The sequence below is a fragment of the Streptomyces sp. NBC_00158 genome, from assembly GCF_045160885.1.
Taxonomy (GTDB): Bacteria; Actinomycetota; Actinomycetes; order Streptomycetales; family Streptomycetaceae; genus Streptomyces.
In genome coordinates this window covers 5577863-5599629 of sequence record NZ_CP108161.1, presented here as the reverse complement: position 1 = coordinate 5599629, position 21767 = coordinate 5577863, and the positions used below count along the sequence as shown (strand labels likewise).

Here is a 21767-nt window from a genome sequence, read left to right as displayed (position 1 = left end):
GTAAAGGCTTGCGCGTACCACGCCACTGTAGACGTAGCTCTTACCCCGCCCCGCGCGGGGGTCGCCTCGTGTTGAGCCGATCGGACCGATGGCAAGATCACCGACGGCGGATCCCAGGTGAACGGCGGGCGCCGGGACGGCGACGCACTGCGTGCACTCGAATAGCCGCACGCCCTGGCGGGGGTAGGCTCGGAATCGCGCCGGTGTCACCGTTCGTCACCGGCAAAAACAACATGTGGAGAGGAGCCCTGACCTACGGTGAGCACCAAGCCGACCACCCCAGAGCTCGAGTGGACCGAACTGGACCAGCGGGCCGTCGACACCGCCCGCATCCTGGCCGCCGACGCGGTCCAGAAGGTCGGGAACGGACACCCCGGTACGGCGATGAGCCTGGCCCCCGCCGCGTACACGCTTTTCCAGAAGGTCATGCGGCACGACCCCTCGGACCCGGAGTGGGTCGGGCGTGACCGTTTCGTGCTCTCCGCGGGGCACTCGTCCCTGACGCTCTACACCCAGCTCTACCTGGGCGGGTTCGGCCTCGAGCTGGACGACCTCAAGGCCTTCCGCACCTGGGGCTCCAAGACCCCCGGCCACCCGGAGTACGGCCACACGGCCGCCGTGGAGACCACCACCGGCCCGCTGGGCCAGGGCATCGCCAACGCGGTGGGCATGGCCATGGCCGCCCGCTACGAGCGCGGCCTGTTCGACCCGGAGGCCGCCGAGGGCGCGTCCCCGTTCGACCACATGGTCTACGCGATCGCGGGCGACGGCTGCCTCCAGGAGGGCATCTCCCACGAGGCGTCCGCGCTGGCCGGCCACCAGAAGCTCGGCAACCTGGTGCTGCTGTGGGACGACAACCACATCTCCATCGAGGGTGACACGGAGACGGCCGTCTCCGAGGACACCCTGAAGCGCTACGAGGCGTACGGCTGGCACGTCCAGCGCGTCGAGCAGCAGGAGAACGGCGACCTCGACCCGAAGGCCCTGTTCGCCGCCCTCCAGGCCGCCAAGGCCGAGACCGGCCGCCCGTCCTTCATCGCGGCCCGCTCGATCATCGCCTGGCCCGCCCCGCACGCCCAGGGCACCGAGGCCTCCCACGGCTCGGCCCTCGGCAACGACGAGGTCGCCGCGACCAAGCGCGTGCTCGGCTTCGACCCGGAGCAGACCTTCGAGGTCTCCGACGCGGTCCTCGGCCACACCCGCGGTCTGGTCGACCGGGGCCGTGACGCCCGCGCCGCCTGGGAGAAGGAGTTCTCCGCCTGGCGCACCGCCAACCCCGAGCGCGCCGCCGCCTTCGACCGCATCGAGGCCAACGAGCTGCCCGAGGGCTGGGAGGAGAAGCTCCCCGTCTTCGAGACCGGCAAGGGCGTCGCCACCCGCGCCGCCTCCGGCAAGGTCCTGGAAGCGCTCGGCGCGGTCATCCCGGAGCTGTGGGGCGGCTCGGCCGACCTGGCCGGCTCCAACAACACGACCATCGACAAGAACTCCTCGTTCCTGCCGGTGGGCAACCCGCTGCCGGAGGCCGACCCGTACGGCCGCACCATCCACTACGGCATCCGCGAGCACGCGATGGCCGCCGTGATGAACGGCATCACCCTGCACGGCCACACCCGCATCTACGGCGGCACCTTCCTGGTGTTCTCCGACTACATGCGCAACGCCGTCCGCCTGTCCGCGCTGATGCACCTGCCGGTGACGTACGTGTGGACGCACGACTCCATCGGCCTCGGCGAGGACGGCCCGACCCACCAGCCGGTCGAGCACGTCGCCTCGCTGCGCGCCATCCCGGGTCTGAACGTCGTCCGTCCGGCGGACGCGAACGAGACCGCCGTCGCCTGGCGCGAGATCCTCAAGCGCCACACCAAGGTGTACGGCAAGGGCGCCCCGCACGGCCTGGCCCTCACCCGCCAGGGCGTTCCCACGTACGAGCGCAACGAGGACGCGGCCAAGGGCGGCTACGTGCTGTTCGAGGCGGAGGGCGGTCCCGCCCAGGTCGTCCTCATCGGCACCGGCTCCGAAGTGCAGCTCGCCGTCGCCGCGCGCGAGGCGCTGCAGGCCGAGGGCGTCCCGGCGCGCGTGGTCTCGATGCCCTCCGTCGAGTGGTTCGAGGAGCAGACCCAGGAGTACAAGGACAGCGTCCTGCCGCCCTCGGTGAAGGCGCGAGTCGCGGTCGAGGCCGGCATCGGCCTGACCTGGCACCGTTACGTCGGGGACGCGGGCCGGATCGTCTCCCTGGAGCACTTCGGTGCCTCGGCCGACGGCGCCGTCCTGTTCCGCGAGTTCGGCCTCACCGCCGAAGCCGTGACCGCGGCCGCCAAGGCCTCCCTCACCGCCGCCGCGCGCTGAAGACCGGTACCTGAACCAGTAGGAGATGTAATTCCCATGGCAGACGCACTCAAGCGCCTCTCCGACGAGGGCGTGGCGATCTGGCTGGACGACCTGTCCCGCAAGCGCATCACGTCCGGCAACCTCGCCGAGCTCATCGACCAGCAGCACGTGGTCGGTGTCACCACCAACCCGTCGATCTTCCAGAAGGCGATCAGCAGCGGTGACGGCTACGAGCAGCAGCTCGCCGACCTCGCCGCCCGCAAGGTCACCGTCGACGAGGCCATCCGCATGATCACGACGGCGGATGTCAGGGACGCCGCCGACATCCTGCGTCCGGTCTTCGACTCGACCGACGGCCAGGACGGCCGCGTGTCGATCGAGGTCGACCCGCGCCTCGCGCACAACACGACGGCGACCATCGCCGAGGCCAAGCAGCTCGCCTGGCTGGTGGACCGCCCGAACACGCTCATCAAGATCCCGGCGACCAAGGCCGGCCTGCCGGCGATCACCGAGGTCATCGGCCGGGGCATCAGCGTCAACGTCACGCTGATCTTCTCGCTGGAGCGCTACCGCGCGGTCATGGACGCGTACCTGGCGGGCCTGGAGAAGGCGAAGGCCGCCGGCCTGGACCTCTCCAAGATCCACTCGGTCGCCTCCTTCTTCGTGTCCCGCGTGGACAGCGAGATCGACAAGCGCCTCGACGGCGTGGGCACCGATGAGGCCAAGGCCCTGAAGGGCAAGGCGGCCCTCGCCAACGCCCGTCTGGCCTACGAGGCCTACGAAGAGGTGTTCGGCAGCGAGCGCTGGGCCGCCCTCGACAAGGCGCAGGCCAACAAGCAGCGCCCGCTGTGGGCCTCGACCGGCGTCAAGGACCCGGCGTACAAGGACACCCTGTACGTGGTGGACCTGGTCGCGCCCGGCACCGTGAACACCATGCCCGAGGCCACCCTGGAGGCCACCGCCGACCACGGCGAGGTCTCCGGCGACACCATCCGCGGCACCTACGAGCAGTCGCGCGCCGAGCTGGACGCGGTCGCGGAGCTCGGCATCTCGTACGACGATGTGGTGCAGCTGCTCGAAGACGAAGGCGTCGAGAAGTTCGAGGCGTCCTGGAACGACCTGCTGAAGTCGACCGAGGCGGAGCTCACGCGCCTCGCCCCCGCGGAGGACTGAGTATTTTGTCGGTAAACGGAGCGAACCCGCTTCGTGACGCACAGGACCGGCGGCTCCCGCGCATCGCGGGGCCGTCCGGCCTGGTCATTTTCGGCGTTACGGGTGACCTGTCGCGCAAGAAGCTCATGCCCGCCGTCTACGACCTCGCGAACCGCGGCCTGCTGCCCCCGGGCTTCTCGCTGATCGGCTTCGCCCGCCGCGAGTGGCAGGACGAGGACTTCGCCCAGGAGGTGTACGAGGCCGTCAAGGAGCACTCGCGTACCCCCTTCCGCGAGGAGGTCTGGCAGCAGCTGGTGCAGGGCTGCCGGTTCGTGCAGGGCGAGTTCGACGACGACGCGGCCTTCGAGACGCTCAAGGCGACCATAGAAGAGCTCGACAAGGCGCAGGGCACGGGCGGCAACTTCGCCTTCTACCTGTCGGTGCCGCCGAAGTTCTTCCCCAAGGTGGTCCAGCAGCTCAAGAACCACGGGCTGGCGCAGAAGGAGGGCTCCTGGCGGCGTGCCGTCATCGAGAAGCCCTTCGGCCACGACCTGAAGAGCGCGGAAGAGCTCAACCAGGTCGTCCACGAGGTCTTCCCCCGTGACGAGGTCTTCCGGATCGACCACTACCTCGGCAAGGAGACCGTCCAGAACATCCTGGCGCTCCGCTTCGCCAACACGATGTTCGAGCCGATCTGGAACCGGTCGTACGTCGACCACGTGCAGATCACCATGGCCGAGGACATCGGCATCGGCGGCCGGGCCGGCTACTACGACGGCATCGGCGCGGCCCGTGACGTCATCCAGAACCACCTGCTCCAGCTGCTGGCGCTCACGGCGATGGAGGAGCCCGGCTCCTTCCACCCCAAGGCCCTGGTCGCGGAGAAGCTGAAGGTGCTCAGCGCCGTCGAGATCCCCGAGGACCTGGGCAAGCACACCGTGCGCGGCCAGTACTCGGCGGCCTGGCAGGGTGGCGAGAAGGTCGTCGGGTACCTCGAAGAGGACGGCATCGACCCCAAGTCGAAGACCGACACCTACGCGGCCATCCGCCTGGAGATCAACAACCGCCGCTGGGCGGGCGTCCCGTTCTACCTGCGGACGGGCAAGCGCCTGGGCCGCCGGGTGACCGAGATCGCGGTGGTCTTCAAGCGGGCCCCGTACCTGCCCTTCGAATCGGGCGCGACCGAGGAGCTGGGGCAGAACGCCCTGGTCATCCGGGTCCAGCCGGACGAGGGCGTGACGGTCCGCTTCGGCTCGAAGGTGCCGGGAACCTCCATGGAGGTCCGGGACGTCACGATGGACTTCGCCTACGGCGAGTCCTTCACGGAGTCCAGCCCCGAGGCCTACGAGCGGCTCATCCTCGACGTCCTCCTCGGCGACGCGAACCTCTTCCCGCGTCACCAGGAAGTCGAGCTGTCCTGGAACATCCTCGACCCGATCGAGGAGTACTGGGACAAGCACGGCAAGCCCGCGCAGTACGCGGCGGGCACCTGGGGGCCGGTCGAGGCGGACGAGATGCTCGCACGAGACGGACGGAGCTGGCGCCGGCCATGAAGATCGACCTCACGGAGACCACCTCCAGCAAGATCAACGCCGCGTTGGTGCAGGCGCGCCGGGACATCGGCACGCCGGCCATCGGCATGGTCCTCACGCTGGTGATCGTGACCGACGAAGAGAACGCGTACGACGCGCTCAAGTCGGCGAACGACGCGTCCCACGAACACCCCTCGCGGATCGTCGTCGTGGTCAAGCGGGTCAGCCGCTCCCCGCGCAGCCGCCGCGACGCCCGTCTCGACGCGGAGATCCGCGTCGGCGCGGACTCCGGCACCGGGGAGACGGTCGTGCTCCGCCTGCACGGCGAACTGGTCAACCACGCCCAGTCGGTCGTGCTGCCGCTCCTCCTGCCGGACGCCCCCGTGGTGGTCTGGTGGCCGGAGGGTGCTCCCGCGGACCTGGCGGGCGACCCGCTGGGCGCGCTGGGGCAGCGCCGGATCACGGACACGTACTCCTCCGAGGAGCCCATCGGGGCCCTCGGCCTGCGGGCGGAGGCGTACGCGCCGGGTGACACCGACCTGTCCTGGACCCGGATCACCCCGTGGCGCTCCATGCTGGCCGCCGCGCTCGACCAGCAGACGGTCTCGGTGGTCTCCGCGACCGTCGAGGGCGAGGACGAGAACCCGAGCTGCGAGCTGCTGGCCATGTGGCTGGCGGACCGCCTCGGGGTCCCGGTCAAGCGGACCCTGTCGGACGGTCCGGGGCTGACGGCCGTACGTCTGGAGACCAAGGACGGCGTGATCGTCCTGGACCGCGCGGACGGCGCGCTGGCGACGCTGTGCATGCCGGGCCAGCCCGACCGTGCGGTGGCGCTCAAGCGCCGCGACACGGCGGAACTCCTGGCGGAGGAGCTGCGCCGGCTGGACCCGGACAACACGTACGAGGCGTCGCTGAAGTTCGGCGTCGACCGGCTGGCGGCGACGGCGGGCACGGCGAAGCCGAAGCCTGCCGGGGGCGCCCGTGCCGAGGCGGCCGACGCCGGTGCCGGTGCGAACGCCGACGCCGAGTCCGGTACCCGTGCCGAGGCCGACGCCGGTTCCGACGGCAAGGGGTCTCCCGCGAAGCCGGCGGGGAAGCCGGCCAAGCGGGCTGCGGCCAAGCAGTAGCAGCAGGGCGGGGGCCGCTGCGCGGAGCGGTCCCCTACCCGCCCTTCCACCGTTCCCCGGGCTCCGCCCGGACCCGCGCCTCAAACGCCGGCGGGGCTATGAATAGCCCCGCCGGCGTTTGAGGCGACGGGCGCGCAGCGCCCGTACGGGGTCCGGGGCGGAGCCCCGGTTTCGGGAAGGGGCGGGGTGGGGAAGGGCTCCGCGCAGCGGCACCCGCGCACCCGCGCACCCGCGCACCCGCGCACCCGCGCACCCGCGCACCCGCGCACCCGCGCACCCGCGCACCCGCGACACACCCCACAGGGGCCCCGCAGCGGGCACACCAACCAGAACTACCAAGAAGGCGGCAGCACATGGGTATGACGACTCCCCAGGTCGTCGTCCACCGGGACAAGGAGCTGATGGCGCAGGCCGCGGCGGCCCGGCTCATCACGAAGATCGTGGACGCGCAGGCCGCCCGCGGCAGCGCCTCCGTCGTCCTCACCGGCGGCCGCAACGGCAACGGCCTGCTCGCGGCCCTCGCCGCCGCCCCCGCGCGGGACGCGATCGACTGGTCCCGCATCGACCTGTGGTGGGGCGACGAGCGCTACGTCCCCTCCGACGACCCCGAGCGCAACCACGTCCAGGCCCGCGAGGCGCTGCTGGACTCCGTCCCCGTGGACCCGGCCCGCGTGCACGCGATGCCCGCCTCCGACGGCCCGTACGGGGACGACGTGGACGCCGCCGCGGCCGCGTACGCCGCAGAACTGGCGAAGGCCGCCGGGCCGGAGGACCACGGCCCGGTGCCCACGTTCGACGTGCTGATGCTGGGCGTGGGCCCGGACACCCACGTGGCGTCCCTGTTCCCCGAGCACCCCGCGGCCCGGGAGACCGAGCGCACGGTCGTCGGCGTCCACGGCGCCCCGAAGCCGCCGCCGACCCGCGTCTCGCTCACCCTCCCCGCGATCCGCGCGGCCCGCGAGGTCTGGCTGCTGGCGGCCGGCGAGGACAAGGCCGGGGCGGTCGCCATCGCCCTCGGCGGTGCCGGCGAGGTCCAGGCCCCGGCCGCGGCCGCGTACGGCCGCAGCCGCACCCTGTGGCTGCTGGACCGCGCGGCGGCGGCCAAGCTGCCCGCCGGGCTCTACCCCCCGGCCTCCGCCTGAACGAGGGCCTCGCGAACGGGGAAGGGCCCCGCACCGGATCGCATCCGGTGCGGGGCCCTTCCCCGTCCACGGGTCAGCCGCGCCCGCGCAGCTCCCGGTACGTGGCCACCAGCGCCCGCGTCGACGGGTCGAGGCTCTCCACGTGCGAGCCCTCGGTCAGCGCCGGCTCCACGCGCTTGGCGAGGACCTTGCCGAGCTCGACGCCCCACTGGTCGAAGGAGTCGATGTTCCACACCGCCCCCTGGACGAACACCTTGTGCTCGTACAGCGCGATGAGCTGTCCCAGCACCGACGGGGTGAGCTCGGTGGCGAGGATGGTCGTCGTCGGGTGGTTGCCCTGGAAGGTCTTGTGCGGGACGAGCGCCTCGGCGACGCCCTCGGCGCGGACCTCGTCGGCGGTCTTGCCGAAGGCCAGGGCCTGCGTCTGGGCGAAGAAGTTCGCCATCAGCAGGTCGTGCTGGGCCTCCAGCGCCGGCGAGAGCTCCGCGACCGGGCGGGCGAAGCCGATGAAGTCCGCCGGGATCAGCTTGGTGCCCTGGTGGATCAGCTGGTAGTAGGCGTGCTGTCCGTTGGTGCCGGGCGTGCCCCACACCACCGGGCCGGTCTGCCAGTCCACCGGATTGCCGTCCCGGTCCACGGACTTGCCGTTCGACTCCATGTCGAGCTGCTGCAAGTAGGCGGTGAAACGCGAGAGGTAGTGGCTGTACGGGAGCACCGCGTGCGACTGCGCGTCGAAGAAGGCCCCGTACCAGATGCCCAACAGGCCCAGCAGGAACGGGGCGTTGCTCTCGACCGGCGCGGTGCGGAAGTGCTCGTCCATGGCGTGGAAGCCGGCGAGCAGCTCGCGGAAGGAGTCCGGACCGATGGCGATCATCAAGGAGAGGCCGATGGCGGAGTCGAAGGAGTAGCGTCCGCCGACCCAGTCCCAGAAGCCGAACATGTTGGCCGGGTCGATGCCGAACTCGGTGACCTTCTCGGCGTTGGTGGACAGGGCCACGAAGTGCCGTGCCACGGCGGCCTGGTCGCCGCCGAGTCCCGCGAGCAGCCATTCCCGCGCCGAGGTGGCGTTGGTGATGGTCTCGATGGTGGTGAAGGTCTTCGAGGCGATGATGAACAGCGTCTCCGCCGGGTCGAGCTCGCGCACGGCCTCGTGGAGGTCGGCGCCGTCCACGTTGGAGACGAACTTCAGGGTCAGGCCGCGGTCGGTGAAGGCGCGCAGCGCCTCGTACGCCATGGCGGGGCCGAGGTCGGAGCCGCCGATGCCGATGTTGACCACGTTCTTGATGCGCTTGCCGGTGGACCCGGTCCACTCCCCCGACCTGATCCGGTCGGAGAAGGCCGCCATCTTGTCGAGGACCTCGTGCACGCCGGGGACGACGTCCTCGCCGTCCACCTCGACGACCGCTCCCCGGGGGGCGCGCAGCGCGGTGTGCAGGACCGCGCGGCCCTCCGTCACGTTGATCTTCTCGCCGCGGAACATCGCGTCCCGCAGCCCGGCCACGCCGGTGGCCGACGCCAGTTCGCGCAGCAGCCCGAGCGTCTCGTCGGTCACGAGGTGCTTCGAGTAGTCGATGTGCAGGTCGCCGACCCGCAGCGTGTAGCCGGTGCCCCGGTCCGGGTCCGACTCGAAAAGCTCCCGCAGATGCGTCTGCCCCAGCTCTTCCCGGTGCTCGCCGAGTGCGTGCCACTCGGGGGTCCGGTTGAGCCTCGTACGGCTGTCTGCGTTCATCTCGGACATCAACCCACTTCTTCCGTCCTGTCGTGCCCCGCCACCGTCCAACCTAAGGGATCGGAAGGGGGCCAACGCACACAAAGGGGCCCGGCCCGCGGGATTCGTTCTCCCACGGGCCGGGCCCTGAGCCGCTCTTGAGCGCGGCGCCGTCCGGCTCGGACGGACCGGCTCAGATCTCGCCGCGGAGCTTGGCGAGCGCCTCGGCGAGGATCGCCTCGCCGTCGGCGTCCGTGCGGCGCTCGCGGACGTACGCGAGGTGCGTCTTGTACGGCTCCGTGCGCGGCGGCGCGGGCGGGTTGTCCCGGTCCTGGCCGGCCGGGAACCCGCAGCGCGGGCAGTCCCAGGTGTCCGGCACCTGCGCGTCGCTGGCGAAGCTCGGCTGCGTCTCGTGCCCGTTCGAGCACCAGAAGGAGATGCGCAGGCGCGGCGCGGATTCACCGCGCTCGGCCTCGCCCATCGGCCCGGCTCCGACCCGACTTCCACGAATCGCGTTGCCACTTGCCACGGTCGTAACTCCCTGCGTGATGGTGCCGCGGAGCGTGCGGGATGTCCGCTGCGGGCGCCCCAGTCTACGTAAGGCCCAACGCGCGTCCAGCAACCGGAGTTACTCGCTCCAGCCGCGGACGCAGGGACTCATGATAGGCCGGGCACAGCCGGCGGGACGGCCCGAATGGCCAGAACCGTCAGGAGCCGTTCGACTTCATGAGCAGGCCGAGCGCGACGATGCAGGCGAACCACAGCAGGCCGACGACGACCGTGATGCGGTCGAGGTTGCGCTCGGCGACGGACGAACCGCCGACCGAGGACTGCATGCCGCCGCCGAACATGTCGGAAAGGCCGCCACCCTTGCCCTTGTGCATCAGCACGAGCAGCATCAGCAGAGCGCTGAAGACGATCAGGGCGACCGAGAACCCCATAACCACGGCTGATTCCTACTTTCTGGGCTTGCTGGGAGGAAGCGGGGGCCGGCAGGCCGCGCGTACGCGGCCTCCGGCCCCCGCAAGGGTACGACGGATCGGCCCTACCGCATACTCACTGGTCGCGGAAGCGGACGATCTTGACGAACTCGTCCACGTCGAGCGCCGCGCCGCCGATCAGGGCGCCGTCCACGTCGGGCTGGGCCATGATCGCGGCGATGTTGCCGGACTTGACCGAGCCGCCGTACTGGATGCGGACCTTGTCGGCCAGCTCCTGGGAGTACAGCTCCGCGAGGCGGCCGCGGATCGCCCCGCAGACCTCCTGCGCGTCCTCGGGGGTGGCGACCTCGCCGGTGCCGATCGCCCAGACGGGCTCGTACGCGATCACGATGGACTCGACCTGCTCGGCCGGGACCTCGGCCAGGCCGCCGTCGACCTGGGCCAGGGTGTGCGCGACCTGGTTGCCGGCCTTGCGGACGTCCAGGCCCTCGCCGACGCAGAGGATCGGGGTGATCCCGTTGCGGTAGGCGGCCTTGACCTTGGCGTTGCAGACCTCGTCGGTCTCGCCGTGGTACTGGCGGCGCTCGCTGTGGCCGACGGCGACGAAGGTGCAGCTCAGCTTCGACAGCATCGGGCCGGAGATCTCGCCGGTGTAGGCGCCGGAGTCCTGCGCCGAGATGTCCTGGGCGCCGTACTTGATCTTCAGCTTGTCGCCGTCGACCAGGGTCTGCACCGAGCGCAGGTCGGTGAAGGGCGGGAGCACCGCGACCTCGACGGCGTCGTAGTCCTTGTCGGCGAGGGCGAAGGCGAGCTTCTGGACGTGGGCGATGGCCTCGAGGTGGTTGAGGTTCATCTTCCAGTTGCCCGCCATCAGCGGGGTGCGGCCGTTGAGCGTGGTCATAGGGGTTCAGCCCTCCAGGGCGGCGAGGCCGGGGAGCGTCTTGCCCTCGAGGTATTCGAGGCTGGCGCCACCACCGGTGGAAATGTGACCGAAGGCGTTCTCGTCGAAGCCGAGGATGCGGACCGCGGCGGCGCTGTCGCCACCGCCGACCACGGTGAAGGCCTGGCTGTCGACGAGGGCCTGCGCGATGGCGGTGGTACCGCCCGCGTAGTCGGGGTGCTCGAAGACGCCGACCGGGCCGTTCCAGAAGACGGTCGCGGCGTCGGCGATCTTCGAAGCGTACAGCTCACGGGTCTTGGGGCCGATGTCCAGGCCCTCCTTGTCCGCGGGGATCCCGTCCGCGTCGACCGTCTCGAAGACGGCCGGGGTCTTGCCCTTGAGGTCCGGGAAGTCGGCCGAGACCAGGACGTCGACGGGGAGGACCAGCTCGACGCCGGTCTTCTCGGCGCGCTCCATGTACTCCGTGACCTTGGGCAGCTGGTCTTCCTGGAGCAGGGAGATGCCGACCTCGTGGCCCTTGGCCTTGAGGAAGGTGTAGGCCATGCCGCCGCCGATGAGGATGCGGTCGGCCTTGCCGAGGAGCTCGTCGATGACGGCGAGCTTGTCGGAGACCTTGGCGCCGCCGAGGACGACGACGTACGGGCGCTTGACGTCGGCGGTCAGCTTCTGCAGGACGCCGACCTCGGTCGCGATGAGGTAACCGGCCGCGTGCGGGAGGCGCGCGGGCAGGTCGAAGACCGAGGCGTGCTTGCGGTGGACGGCGCCGAAGCCGTCGCCGACGTAGACGTCGGCCAGCTCGGCGAGCTGGTCCGCGAAGGCGCCGCGCTCGGCGTCGTCCTTCGAGGTCTCGCCGGCGTTGAAGCGCAGGTTCTCGATGACGGCGACCCGGCCGTCGGCGAGGGCCGCGACGGTCTCCTTGGCGGAGGCGCCGACGGTGTCGGTGGCGAAGGCCACCTCCGCGCCGAGCAGTTCGCCGAGCCGCTTGGCGGCCGGGGCCAGCGAGAACGCCGGGTCCGGGGCGCCCTTGGGGCGGCCCAGGTGCGAGGCGACGACCACGCGGGCGCCGGCCTCGGCGAGCTTCGCGATGGTCGGCAGGACGGCGCGGATGCGGCCGTCGTCGGTGATCTCACCGCTCGCCAGCGGAACGTTGAGGTCCGCGCGGACGAAGACCCGCTTGCCGGCGACGCCCTCGGCGAGCAGTTCGTCGATCGTCTTCATGTGTTTCCTACTCCTTGGGAGACCTTCGCCCGGTGGGCGAGAAGGGGAGGGCCAGGCAAGCAACAGGGCCCGAACGGCGCCTCATCGCGCCGAGCGGACCCTGTGCTCACATCGTGTTGCCTATTGCCTTGCCCTACGTTCTTAGAGCTGACCGCCGACGAAGGTGGTCAGGTCGACGAGTCGGTTGGAGTAGCCCCACTCGTTGTCGTACCAGCCGACGACCTTGACCTGCTTGCCCTGGACCATGGTCAGGGAGGAGTCGAAGGTGCAGGAGGCCGGCCAGTTCACGATGTCGGAGGAGACGATCGCGTCCTCGGTGTAGTCGAGGATGCCCTTGAGCTGGCCCTCCGCGGCCTTCTGGAAGGCGGCGTTGATCTCGTCCTTGGTGACCTCGCGGTCGAGCTCCAGGACGAGGTCGGTGACCGAGCCGGTCGGGACCGGGACGCGCATGGCGATGCCGTCGAGCTTGCCCTTGAGCTGCGGCAGGACCAGCGCGGTGGCCTTGGCGGCACCGGTGGAGGTCGGGATGATGTTCTCGGCGGCGGCGCGGGCGCGGCGCAGGTCCGAGTGCGGGAAGTCCAGGATGCGCTGGTCGTTGGTGTACGCGTGGACCGTCGTCATCATGCCCTTGACGATGCCGAAGTTCTCGTCGAGGACCTTCGCCATCGGCGCCACGCAGTTGGTGGTGCAGGAGGCGTTGGAGATGACGTGGTGGTTGGCCGCGTCGTACTTGTCCTGGTTGACGCCCATCACGATGGTGATGTCCTCGTCCTTGGCCGGAGCCGAGATGAGGACCTTCTTCGCGCCGGCCGCGATGTGCTTGGCGGCGTCGGCCTTCTTCGTGAAGATGCCGGTGGACTCGATGACGATGTCGGCACCCAGCTCGCCCCAGGGGAGGTTCGCGGGGTCGCGCTCGGCGAAGGTCTTGAAGGTGTTGCCACCGACGGTGATGGTGTCGTCGGTGTGGGAGACCTCCTGCTTAAGGCGGCCCAGGATGGTGTCGTACTTGAGCAGGTGCACCAGGGTGGCGTTGTCCGTCAGGTCGTTGACACCGACGATCTCGATGTCCGCTCCCTGCTCGAGAAGAGCCCGGAAGTAGTTACGGCCAATTCGGCCAAAACCATTGATGCCTACGCGGATCGTCACGAACCGATCTCCTCGTTGGTGCGCCGGCCTGTCCCGCCGGCGAGCTGTATGGGATGTCCCCGACCGCTTACGACCCTACCTCTCTGTGAGCTTTTGAGTGACATCGGTCGGAGCCTGACACTCCCCGCTCTGTGCGGGGGACATGCCCGGGGCCCTGTACCAGTGGCCGCGGCACGGGACCCCGGGGACTTTGGCCCCCGTCACCGAGAGTGAACGGGAACGGGGTTGCGGATCAGTGGTCCAGGGACCTGAGTGCCTTGCCGAGCACTGCGGCGCGGTCGGCCGGGGTCGTGACGTGCTCCAGCCCGAACCCGAGGAGGACCGTGTCACGCGTAGTGACCGCCGCATAGGACTTGAACAGCTCCCCGGTCCTGGACCAATCTCCCGGAACGTCGGGACTTCCGGCGGGAGCCGGCTGCGCGGTCCACGTCCCGAGGGAGGTCTCGAAGCCCTCGGCGGGCTGGTCGGCTCCGCCGACGGACACCCGCGCCTCGTCGGCGAAGACGCCCCGGCCGCCCGAGGCGGGGTCGGTGATGGAGGAGAGGGAGACCTCGACCGTCTTCCCCGCGTAGGCGCTCAGGTCGAAGGAGACCTGCTTCCAGCCGCCGGAGGAGCCGGTGAAGCTGTTCCACGCTCCGCTACTGCCGGACGCGGTGCAGCCGCCGGCGGCGAGCGTGAGGTAGCGGCGCAGGAACGGGTGGCCGTTGACGAAGAACCCGGCCCCGCACTCCGCCGGGACTGTGGCGGAGCTCTGCCCGCCCGCGTCCGGGAGTGTGGTCCAGTCGTCCCCGCCGGCCGTACGGGCCTCCAGGACGGCGTGGTCGTAGCCCTCCTCGGTGTTCCAGTTGAGGGCCATCTTCAGCTTCGGCTGGTCGGCGGCGGTGACCTTGGTGAGGTCGATGGTGCGCGTGAGCCGCTTCCAGTCGTCGTCGTCATGGGTCGCCGACGCCATCCCGGTGCCCGCGTACGGGGCGTACGGGTTGGTCACTCCGGCGTACTGGCCCGCCTGTGCGCTCCTGAACTGCGGGAACTGTGCCGCCGGGAGCGTGTCGGAGGTGACGGTGTAGGCGCCGGGGGCGTTGAGCGGGTTGCCCGTCGCGTCGCCGAGGGCACCCTTGGCGCCGGTGAGGGAGCCCGCGCCGGCGAAGCCGGTCGGGCCCTTGACCGAGGCGCGGCCGTAGGCGCCGAGGTAGTACTGGCTGAAGTCGTCGGTCAGGGCGCGGCCGACCTGGGCCCGGCCGCCGGCGAGTTCACCGGCCTCGACGAGCTTGCCGCCCTCGTTCAGGAAGTCGCGGACCGCCAGCTGGGTGGGGCCGCCGGGGGCGCCGGCGCCGGTGTAGTGGACGGCCGTGCGGAAGTGGGAGAGCACGCCGAGGTGGTGCGGGACGCCCTGGGCGGCCACGTCCCACACGGCGGCCGACTTCCCGTTGGCCCGCAGCGCGTCCACGTAGCTCCGGGCGTGCTGCGCCGTGGCGCCCTCCTCGGCGATCACCAGGACGTCCGCGCGCGGCCGCTCGGCCACGGTGTACGTGAAGTGCTCGCTGGAGACCTTCTCGCCGGAGCGGTCGCGGCCGGTGAACCAGACCTCGACCTTGTCCCCGGGCTTCGCGCCGTCGACCTTGGCGCGGTACTCGTCGAACCAGTTGTTGTCCTCGCCGCCGTAGACGTCGCCGCCCTTCCAGGCCTTGAGTCCCTCGTCGTGCGTACGGCCGCCGTTGATGCGGAAGTTGAGCTCCTTGTCCTTCAGCGCCTTGCGGGCGGTGACGGCGACGGTCTGGTCCTCGCCCCTGGCCGCGTAGGAGGTGGTGAAGGGGTCGGGGGTGAAGTCGGCGGCGCTCAGCCCGACGGCGGAGGAGGGCCGGTCGGGGTGTGCGGCGCTCTCGCCGACGCTCAGCGCGAAGGGGACGTTCTTGGCGAACTCCTGCTGGATCAGCTTCTCGTCGTCCGGGAAGTTGAACCCGGAGGCGCAGTCCTCGGGCTTCCAAGCGTCGTTCGGGTCGATCGCGGACGCCGTCTGGCAGGTGGTCATCTCCGGCGTGAACATCATGACGCCGTTGACGTTGGCCGCGTGGCCGTCCGCCTCGCCGTTGGTCGTGTACAGCTCGGAGGAGATCTGCGGGTAGTAGCCGGGCACGGCCGGGTTCTCGGGGGTGCCGGCCAGCGCCTTGTAGGCGACGTCGTCGGGGGTGGGGGTGGCGACCTGCCAGCCCACGCCGTACAGGATCAGCTCGGACGCCGAGTGGTAGTTGATGGCGTACTCGAAGCCGATGCGCTTCTCGAAGCCGTCGAGGGCGGTGGTCTCCGGCTCGGACTGCGCCTTGGGGCCGCGGAAGGTCTCGCTGGAGGGGCTCGGGGAGGAACCCTCGTTGTCGTAGCCCCACTTGTGGGCGAAGTTGCGGTTGAGGTCGACGCCGTCCACCGCGGTGATCTTGCCGTCGCCGTCGTTGTCGCGGAGGTTCTTGCGCCACAGCCGGGTGCTGTCGGAGGTGAACGTGTAGTCGTAGCCGTCGGGGTTGGCTGAGAGCAGGAACCACAGCTCGGCGGAGTCCACCAGCTTGGTGATCCGCTGGTCCTTGCCGTAGTTGTCGAGGGTGTGGTGCATCAGCCGCCGGGTCATCTCGGGGGTGATCCACTCGCGGGCGTGCTGGTTGGACATGTAGAGCACGGACGGCTTGTCGCCGTCCTTGGTCCGCTTGGCGTCCTTGGTGACCTTGAGGGCGAGGATGTCCTTGCCCTGGACGCTCTTGCCGATGGAGACGACCTTGGTGAGCCCGGGGTGCTCCTGCGCGGTCCGCAGGATCTCCTCCTGGAGGCCGCCCTTGCCGCTGTACGGGCGGAAGACGCCGTCCCCGGCGGCCTTGGCCCGGGCCAGGCCCTGGGCGGGGACCTTGCGCTCGGCGAGCTCGACCCCCTGGGCGGTGAGCTGCCCGGCCTGCTCCCCGGTGAGGAAGAGCTCGACGCGGGCGGTGCCCGTCTCCGGGGCGCGCTCGGAGAGCTCGTGGGCGTCCTGGCCGGCGGCGAGGACGAGCGGGACCTGCTCGCGGGTGATGTCGGCGTCGTAGACCCGTACCTCGTCGGCACCGGACGCCGTGCCGGACGCGGGCTTGGGCTGGGCCCGGGCCTGGGCCACGGCGGGTACCGCGGCCAGTGTGGTTCCGAATACGAGTGCGCTTGCGGCGAGGATCGAACTCGCGCGGTGCCTCATGTGCCCCCCTGGGCGTCGTCTGCCACGAAAGCTTCGGACGCAAGGCTCACGATCCGAAGATGCACATGTCAACGGGACAAAAGGGTGCGGACCGGGAACGGAACGGGGTAACGGAACGGGCCCGCACGCGGTGGGCGTGCGGGCCCGTCGGGCGTCCGGGGCGGGCCCGGTCAGCCGGCCATGTTGTCGGCCAGCTCCTCGCTGAGGTCCAGGTTCGACTCGGTGCCCGGAATGCCCAGGTCCTGGGCCCGCTTGTCGGCCATGGCCAGCAGGCGGCGGATCCGGCCGGCGACGGCGTCCTTGGTCAGCGGCGGGTCGGCGAGCGCGCCCAGCTCCTCCAGGGAGGCCTGCTTGTGCTCCATGCGCAGCCGGCCGGCCGCGGCGAGGTGCTCGGGGACCTCCTCGCCGAGGATCTCCAGCGCGCGCTGCACGCGGGCTCCGGCGGCCACCGCGGCCCGCGCCGAGCGGCGCAGGTTGGCGTCGTCGAAGTTGGCGAGGCGGTTGGCGGTGGCGCGCACCTCGCGCCGCATCCGCCGCTCCTCCCAGGCCAGCACCGACTCGTGGGCGCCGAGGCGGGTCAGCAGGGCGCCGATCGCGTCGCCGTCGCGGACCACGACCCGGTCCACTCCGCGCACCTCGCGCGCCTTGGCGGCGATGGAGAGCCTGCGGGCGGCGCCCACCAGGGCCAGGGCCGCCTCCGGGCCGGGGCAGGTGACCTCCAGGGAGGAGGAGCGCCCGGGTTCGGTGAGGGAGCCGTGGGCCAGGAAGGCACCGCGCCAGGCCGCCTCCGCGTCACAGGTGGCGCCGGAGACCACCTGCGGGGGAAGGCCCCGGATGGGGCGGCCGCGGCCGTCCACGAGGCCCGTCTGGCGGGCCAGCTGGTCCCCGCCCGCCACGACGCGCACGACGAAGCGGCTGCCGCGGCGCAGTCCGCCCGGGGCCATGACCACCAGGTCGGAGGAGTGGCCGAAGATCTCCAGGATGTCCTTGCGCAGCCGCCGGGCGGCGATCCCGGTGTCCAGCTCCGCCTCGATGACGATGCGGCCGCTCACCAGGTGCAGGCCGCCCGCGAACCGCAGGATCGCCGACACCTCCGCCTTCCTGCAGCAGGTCCGGGTGACGGGGAGGCGTGAGATCTCATCCTTCACCGCGGGCGTCATCGCCATGGGCCGATCCTTCCATGCATCCGAAAAATACGGTCGTACGCGGCGGCCAGCAGCTCCGGATCGTGCTTCGGAGAGCCGTCCTGCCTGGCCACGGGCGCCAGCTCGACCGCGGCACCGAACCGTTTGGCGGCATCGGCGAGGGATTCGCGGTCGGGCACGGCGGCCTCGTCGGCCAGCACCACGTCCAGGGCGAGTTTAGGGGCGTGTCGGGCCAAAACCTCCAAATGACGCTGCGGAGAGAAGCCCTCGGTTTCACCGGGCTGCGGCGCCAGGTTCAGCGACAGCACCCGCCGGGCCTTGGTCTGCACCAGCGCGTCCAGCAGCTCCGGCACGAGCAGGTGCGGGATCACGGACGAGAACCAGGATCCCGGGCCGAGCACCACCCAGTCGGCGTCGAGCACGGCTGCGACGGCCTCCGGCACCGCGGGCGGGTCCGTCGGCACGACCTGCACGGAGAGCACCTCGCCGGGGGTGAGGGCGACCGTGGCCTGTCCCCGGACGGTGTCGACCTCGCCCGGGCGCGCCGGGTCGTGGCCCCTGACCAGGGCCTGGAGCTCCAGCGGCACCGCCGACATGGGCAGCACCCGGCCCTGCGCGCCCAGCAGCTTCCCGACCAGGTCGAGGGCCTGGACCGGGTCGCCGAGCTGCTCCCACAGGGCGACGATCAGCAGGTTGCCGACCGCGTGCCCGTGCAGGTCGCCCTCGGACTGGAAGCGGTGCTGGATGACCCGGGCCCAGGTCTGGCCCCAGTCGTCGTCGCCGCACAGCGCGGCCAGCGCCTTGCGCAGGTCGCCGGGCGGCAGCACGCTCAGCTCCTCCCGGAGCCGTCCGCTGGAGCCGCCGTCGTCGGCGACGGTGACCACGGCGGTGAGCTCGCCGGTGATCCGGCGCAGCGCGGCGAGGGAGGCCGACAGGCCCATGCCGCCGCCGAGGGCGACGACCTTGGGCGCGGCCACCTTCGACGCCGCGCGGCGGCCGGCGCGGCCCGCGCCCTCCTCGCCCCGTCCGGGGGTGAGGCGGCGCAGGCGGCGCAGCCGCAGGGTGCGTCCGGTCACTCGCGCCCCATGTCCCGGTGGACGACGACGGTCTCGACTCCCTCGGAGGCGAGGCGGGCGGCGAGCTTCTCGGACATGGCCACGCTGCGGTGCTTGCCGCCGGTGCAGCCGACGGCGATGGTCACGTACCGCTTGCCCTCGCGGCGGTAGCCGGCGGCGATGAGCTGGAGCAGCTCGGTGTAGCGGTCGAGGAACTCCTTGGCGCCGGGCTGGCTGAAGACGTAGCCCGACACCTCCTCGTTGAGCCCGGTGAAGGGGCGCAGCTCGGGGACCCAGTGCGGGTTGGGGATGAAGCGGCAGTCGACGACGAGGTCGGCGTCGACGGGCAGGCCGTACTTGAAGCCGAAGGACATGACGGTGGCCCGCAGCTCGGGCTCCTCGTCGCCGGCGAACTGGGCGTCCATCTTGGCGCGCAGCTCGTGCACGTTCAGGCTGGAGGTGTCGATGACCAGGTCGGCGTCACCGCGCAGCTCGCGCAGCAGGTCGCGCTCGGCGGCGATGCCGTCGACGATGCGGCCGTCGCCCTGGAGGGGGTGCGGGCGGCGGACCGACTCGAAGCGGCGGACCAGCGCGTCGTCGGAGGACTCCAGGAAGACGATGCGCCGGGTGACCCCGCGGGCCTCCAGGTCGGAGAGGGACTCGCGCAGGGCGTCGAAGAACTGGCGGCCGCGGACGTCGACGACGACGGCGATCCGCGCCACGTTGCCCTGCGAGCGGGCGCCGAGCTCCACCATGGTGGGGATCAGCGCGGGCGGGAGGTTGTCGACGACGAACCAGCCGAGGTCCTCCAGACACTTGGCCGCCGTACTGCGGCCGGCTCCGGACATCCCGGAGATGATCACCAGCTCGGGGATGGCGGTCTCGGCGTTGTCGCCGGGCTCCACGGTCGTGCCCGTACTCACCTGTGCTCCGTCTCGGTCGTGCTCGGTCGTGTGCTCGGTCGTCTGTGCGGTCTGTGCGGTCGCGTGCTCGGTCATGGCGCGGTCCCCCGTTCGGACGATGTCTCCGCAGGTGCGGAGGCCTCGTCCTCAATGATCTCTCCTGTCGCCGTGTTGACGGCAGGACCGGCGGGAACCGCCCCGGCGAGGGCGGCGGCCACGGTCTCCGCCGTCTTGCGGCCTATGCCCGGGACCTCGCAGATCTGGTCGATTGTCGCCTGTCTCAGCTTCTTCACCGAACCGAAGTGCTTCAGCAGGGCCACCTTGCGGCTCTCGCCGAGGCCCGGGACCTCGTCCAGCGGGCCCGCCTTCAGGCGCTTTCCGCGCTTGTTGCGCTGGTACTGGATGGCGAAGCGGTGGGCTTCGTCACGTACCCGCTGGAGCAGGTAGAGGCCCTCGCTGGTGCGGGGCAGCACGACGGGGTCGTCCTCGCCGGGCAGCCAGACCTCCTCCAGCCGCTTGGCGAGGCCGCACACGGCCACGTCGTCGATCCCGAGCTCTTCCAGGGCCCGCTTGGCGGCCGCCACCTGGGGCTGCCCGCCGTCGACGACGACGAGCTGCGGCGGGTACGCGAAGCGCTTGGGGCGTCCGTCGTCCTCGGGGACCTCCCCGTCCTCCGCGTCCCACTCCCCCGTCTTGAGCTTCTCCTGGAGGTAGCGGCGGAAGCGCCGGGAGACGACCTCGTGCATGGACCGGACGTCGTCCTGCCCCTCGAAGCTCTTGACCTGGAACCTGCGGTACTCGCTCTTCCTGGCGAGCCCGTCCTCGAAGACGACCATGGACGCCACGACGTCGTCGCCCTGGAGGTGGGAGATGTCGAAGCACTCGATGCGCAGCGGCGCGCCGTCCAGCTCCAGGGCCTCGGCGATCTCCTCCAGGGCCCGGGAGCGGGTGGTGAGGTCGCTGGCGCGCTTGGTCTTGTGCAGGGCGAGGGACTGCTGGGCGTTGCGGTGGACGGTCTCCATCAGCGCCTTCTTGTCCCCGCGCTGGGGGATGCGCAGGCTGACCCCGGACCCGCGCCGGTCGGCGAGCCACTGGCCGAGGGCGGGCGCGTCCTCGGGCAGCGCCGGTACGAGCACCTCCTTGGGGACGGCTTCGCCCTTCTCCTCCCCGTACAGCTGCTGGAGGGCGTGCTCGACGAGCCCGGCGGTGTCCACGGCCTCGACCTTGTCGGTGACCCAGCCGCGCTGGCCGCGGACCCGGCCGCCGCGGACGTGGAAGATCTGCACGGCCGCCTCCAGCTCGTCCTCGGCGACCGCGACGAGGTCGGCGTCGGTGGCGTCGGCGAGGACGACGGCGTTCTTCTCCATCGCGCGGCGCAGGGCGCCTATGTCGTCGCGGAGGCGGGCGGCCTTCTCGTACTCCATCTCCTCGGCGGCCTCGTGCATCTGCTTCTCCAGCCGGGAGAGGTAGGTGCCGGTGCGGCCCGCCATGAAGTCGCAGAAGTCCTCGGCGAGTTCCCGGTGCTCCTCGGGGGTGACCCGGCCGACGCAGGGCGCGGAGCACTTGCCGATGTAGCCGAGCAGGCAGGGGCGGCCGATCTGCGCGGACCGCTTGAACACCCCGGCGGAGCAGGTCCGCACCGGGAAGACGCGCAGCATCAGGTCGACGGTCTCGCGGATCGCCCAGGCGTGCCCGTACGGGCCGAAGTAGCGCACGCCCTTCTTCTTGGGCCCGCGCATGACCTGGACGCGGGGGTACTCCTCGTTCATCGTCACGGCGAGGGAGGGGTAGCTCTTGTCGTCCCGGTACTTGACGTTGAACCGGGGGTCGAACTCCTTGATCCAGGAGTACTCGAGCTGGAGCGCCTCGACCTCGGTGGACACGACGGTCCACTCGACGGAGGCGGCCGTGGTGACCATGGTCGCGGTACGGGGGTGCAGGCCGGCGATGTCCTGGAAGTAGTTCGCCAGGCGCTGGCGCAGGCTCTTGGCCTTCCCGACGTAGATCACCCGGCGGTGGTCGTCGCGGAACTTGTAGACCCCCGGGGAGTCGGGGACCTGCCCGGGCTCGGGACGGTAGCTGGAAGGGTCGGCCATGCCAACCACCCTACTGGCGGGGGCCGACAACCCCCCGCACCCCGGCGCCATACTCGGCCCCGGCGCGACACCATCCAGCCCCGTCGGCACAATCCAGCCCCGCCGCATTCTCCAGCCCCGCCGGCGTTTGAGGCGCTGGGGGCACCTCCCAGCGGTAGCTGGGGGAGGG

General features: G+C 71.1%; 16 protein-coding genes. 5 read left to right on the top strand and 11 right to left on the bottom strand.

What is annotated here, in order from left to right; genetic code table 11:
* Positions 1-258 precede the first annotated feature (258 nt).
* The 5 genes from tkt to pgl all read left to right on the top strand — a co-directional run bounded on the left by tkt (position 259) and on the right by pgl (position 7281).
* The gene (gene tkt, locus OG553_RS25755) at positions 259-2346 is read left to right on the top strand and encodes a transketolase (RefSeq protein ID WP_405981254.1); all 2088 of its coding nucleotides are present in this window, start codon (positions 259-261) and stop codon (positions 2344-2346) included.
* 36 nt (positions 2347-2382) lie between these two features.
* Positions 2383-3501, top strand: a complete 1119-nt coding sequence (gene tal / locus OG553_RS25750; protein WP_405981253.1) for a transaldolase — start codon at positions 2383-2385, stop codon at positions 3499-3501.
* Between the two features lie 2 nt (positions 3502-3503).
* Positions 3504-5033: a glucose-6-phosphate dehydrogenase gene (gene zwf, locus OG553_RS25745; protein WP_401253616.1), complete on the top strand. Its 1530-nt coding sequence runs from the start codon at positions 3504-3506 to the stop codon at positions 5031-5033.
* The gene (opcA, locus tag OG553_RS25740; protein WP_405981252.1) at positions 5030-6139 is read left to right on the top strand and encodes a glucose-6-phosphate dehydrogenase assembly protein OpcA; all 1110 of its coding nucleotides are present in this window, start codon (positions 5030-5032) and stop codon (positions 6137-6139) included. The genes zwf and opcA overlap by 4 nt, the downstream gene beginning before the upstream one ends.
* A 359-nt stretch (positions 6140-6498) precedes the next feature.
* Entirely contained in the window at positions 6499-7281 is a 783-nt protein-coding gene (gene pgl / locus OG553_RS25735) for a 6-phosphogluconolactonase (protein WP_405981251.1), read from the top strand.
* Between the two features lie 73 nt (positions 7282-7354).
* Here the strand turns inward: pgl and pgi are convergent, their stop codons facing one another.
* The 11 genes from pgi to uvrC form a co-directional block, all read right to left on the bottom strand.
* The gene (gene pgi, locus OG553_RS25730; protein WP_405983132.1) at positions 7355-9010 is read right to left on the bottom strand and encodes a glucose-6-phosphate isomerase; all 1656 of its coding nucleotides are present in this window, start codon (positions 9008-9010) and stop codon (positions 7355-7357) included.
* A gap of 172 nt (positions 9011-9182) precedes the next feature.
* Positions 9183-9518, bottom strand: coding sequence for an RNA polymerase-binding protein RbpA (locus tag OG553_RS25725; RefSeq protein ID WP_007263454.1), 336 nt, complete (start codon positions 9516-9518; stop codon positions 9183-9185).
* 178 nt (positions 9519-9696) lie between these two features.
* Positions 9697-9930, bottom strand: coding sequence for a preprotein translocase subunit SecG (gene secG, locus OG553_RS25720; RefSeq protein WP_125594341.1), 234 nt, complete (start codon positions 9928-9930; stop codon positions 9697-9699).
* 115 nt (positions 9931-10045) lie between these two features.
* Complete coding sequence (gene tpiA, locus OG553_RS25715; RefSeq protein WP_405981250.1) at positions 10046-10831, bottom strand: triose-phosphate isomerase; 786 nt, start codon at positions 10829-10831, stop codon at positions 10046-10048.
* A 6-nt stretch (positions 10832-10837) separates the two neighbouring features.
* Positions 10838-12049 (bottom strand): phosphoglycerate kinase, encoded by a 1212-nt coding sequence (locus tag OG553_RS25710; protein WP_405981249.1) that lies wholly within the window; start codon positions 12047-12049, stop codon positions 10838-10840.
* Positions 12050-12190: 141 nt separating this feature from the next.
* Positions 12191-13195, bottom strand: coding sequence for a type I glyceraldehyde-3-phosphate dehydrogenase (gap, locus tag OG553_RS25705; RefSeq protein WP_405981248.1), 1005 nt, complete (start codon positions 13193-13195; stop codon positions 12191-12193).
* A 232-nt stretch (positions 13196-13427) separates the two neighbouring features.
* The gene (locus tag OG553_RS25700) at positions 13428-16400 is read right to left on the bottom strand and encodes a M14 family zinc carboxypeptidase (RefSeq protein ID WP_405981247.1); all 2973 of its coding nucleotides are present in this window, start codon (positions 16398-16400) and stop codon (positions 13428-13430) included.
* Between the two features lie 170 nt (positions 16401-16570).
* Positions 16571-17566: a DNA-binding protein WhiA gene (whiA, locus tag OG553_RS25695; RefSeq protein WP_030237199.1), complete on the bottom strand. Its 996-nt coding sequence runs from the start codon at positions 17564-17566 to the stop codon at positions 16571-16573.
* Positions 17557-18621, bottom strand: coding sequence for a uridine diphosphate-N-acetylglucosamine-binding protein YvcK (gene yvcK / locus OG553_RS25690; RefSeq protein ID WP_405981246.1), 1065 nt, complete (start codon positions 18619-18621; stop codon positions 17557-17559). The genes whiA and yvcK overlap by 10 nt, the downstream gene beginning before the upstream one ends.
* Positions 18618-19598 (bottom strand): RNase adapter RapZ, encoded by a 981-nt coding sequence (rapZ, locus tag OG553_RS25685; protein ID WP_125817125.1) that lies wholly within the window; start codon positions 19596-19598, stop codon positions 18618-18620. The genes yvcK and rapZ overlap by 4 nt, the downstream gene beginning before the upstream one ends.
* Positions 19595-21598, bottom strand: a complete 2004-nt coding sequence (gene uvrC / locus OG553_RS25680; protein WP_405981245.1) for an excinuclease ABC subunit UvrC — start codon at positions 21596-21598, stop codon at positions 19595-19597. The genes rapZ and uvrC overlap by 4 nt, the downstream gene beginning before the upstream one ends.
* Between the last annotated feature and the right edge of the window lie 169 nt (positions 21599-21767).

Bases quoted from the DNA above. Each gene is read 5' to 3' on its own strand.
- tal (WP_405981253.1), top strand. From the start codon at position 2,383: ATGGCAGACGCACTCAAGCGCCTCTCCGACGAGGGCGTGGCGATCTGG.
- opcA (WP_405981252.1), top strand. From the start codon at position 5,030: ATGAAGATCGACCTCACGGAGACCACCTCCAGCAAGATCAACGCCGCG.
- pgl (WP_405981251.1), top strand. From the start codon at position 6,499: ATGACGACTCCCCAGGTCGTCGTCCACCGGGACAAGGAGCTGATGGCG.
- pgi (WP_405983132.1), bottom strand. From the start codon at position 9,010: ATGAACGCAGACAGCCGTACGAGGCTCAACCGGACCCCCGAGTGGCAC.
- secG (WP_125594341.1), bottom strand. From the start codon at position 9,930: ATGGGGTTCTCGGTCGCCCTGATCGTCTTCAGCGCTCTGCTGATGCTG.
- tpiA (WP_405981250.1), bottom strand. From the start codon at position 10,831: ATGACCACGCTCAACGGCCGCACCCCGCTGATGGCGGGCAACTGGAAG.
- OG553_RS25710 (WP_405981249.1), bottom strand. From the start codon at position 12,049: ATGAAGACGATCGACGAACTGCTCGCCGAGGGCGTCGCCGGCAAGCGG.
- OG553_RS25700 (WP_405981247.1), bottom strand. From the start codon at position 16,400: ATGAGGCACCGCGCGAGTTCGATCCTCGCCGCAAGCGCACTCGTATTC.
- whiA (WP_030237199.1), bottom strand. From the start codon at position 17,566: ATGGCGATGACGCCCGCGGTGAAGGATGAGATCTCACGCCTCCCCGTC.
- rapZ (WP_125817125.1), bottom strand. From the start codon at position 19,598: ATGACCGAGCACGCGACCGCACAGACCGCACAGACGACCGAGCACACG.
- uvrC (WP_405981245.1), bottom strand. From the start codon at position 21,598: ATGGCCGACCCTTCCAGCTACCGTCCCGAGCCCGGGCAGGTCCCCGAC.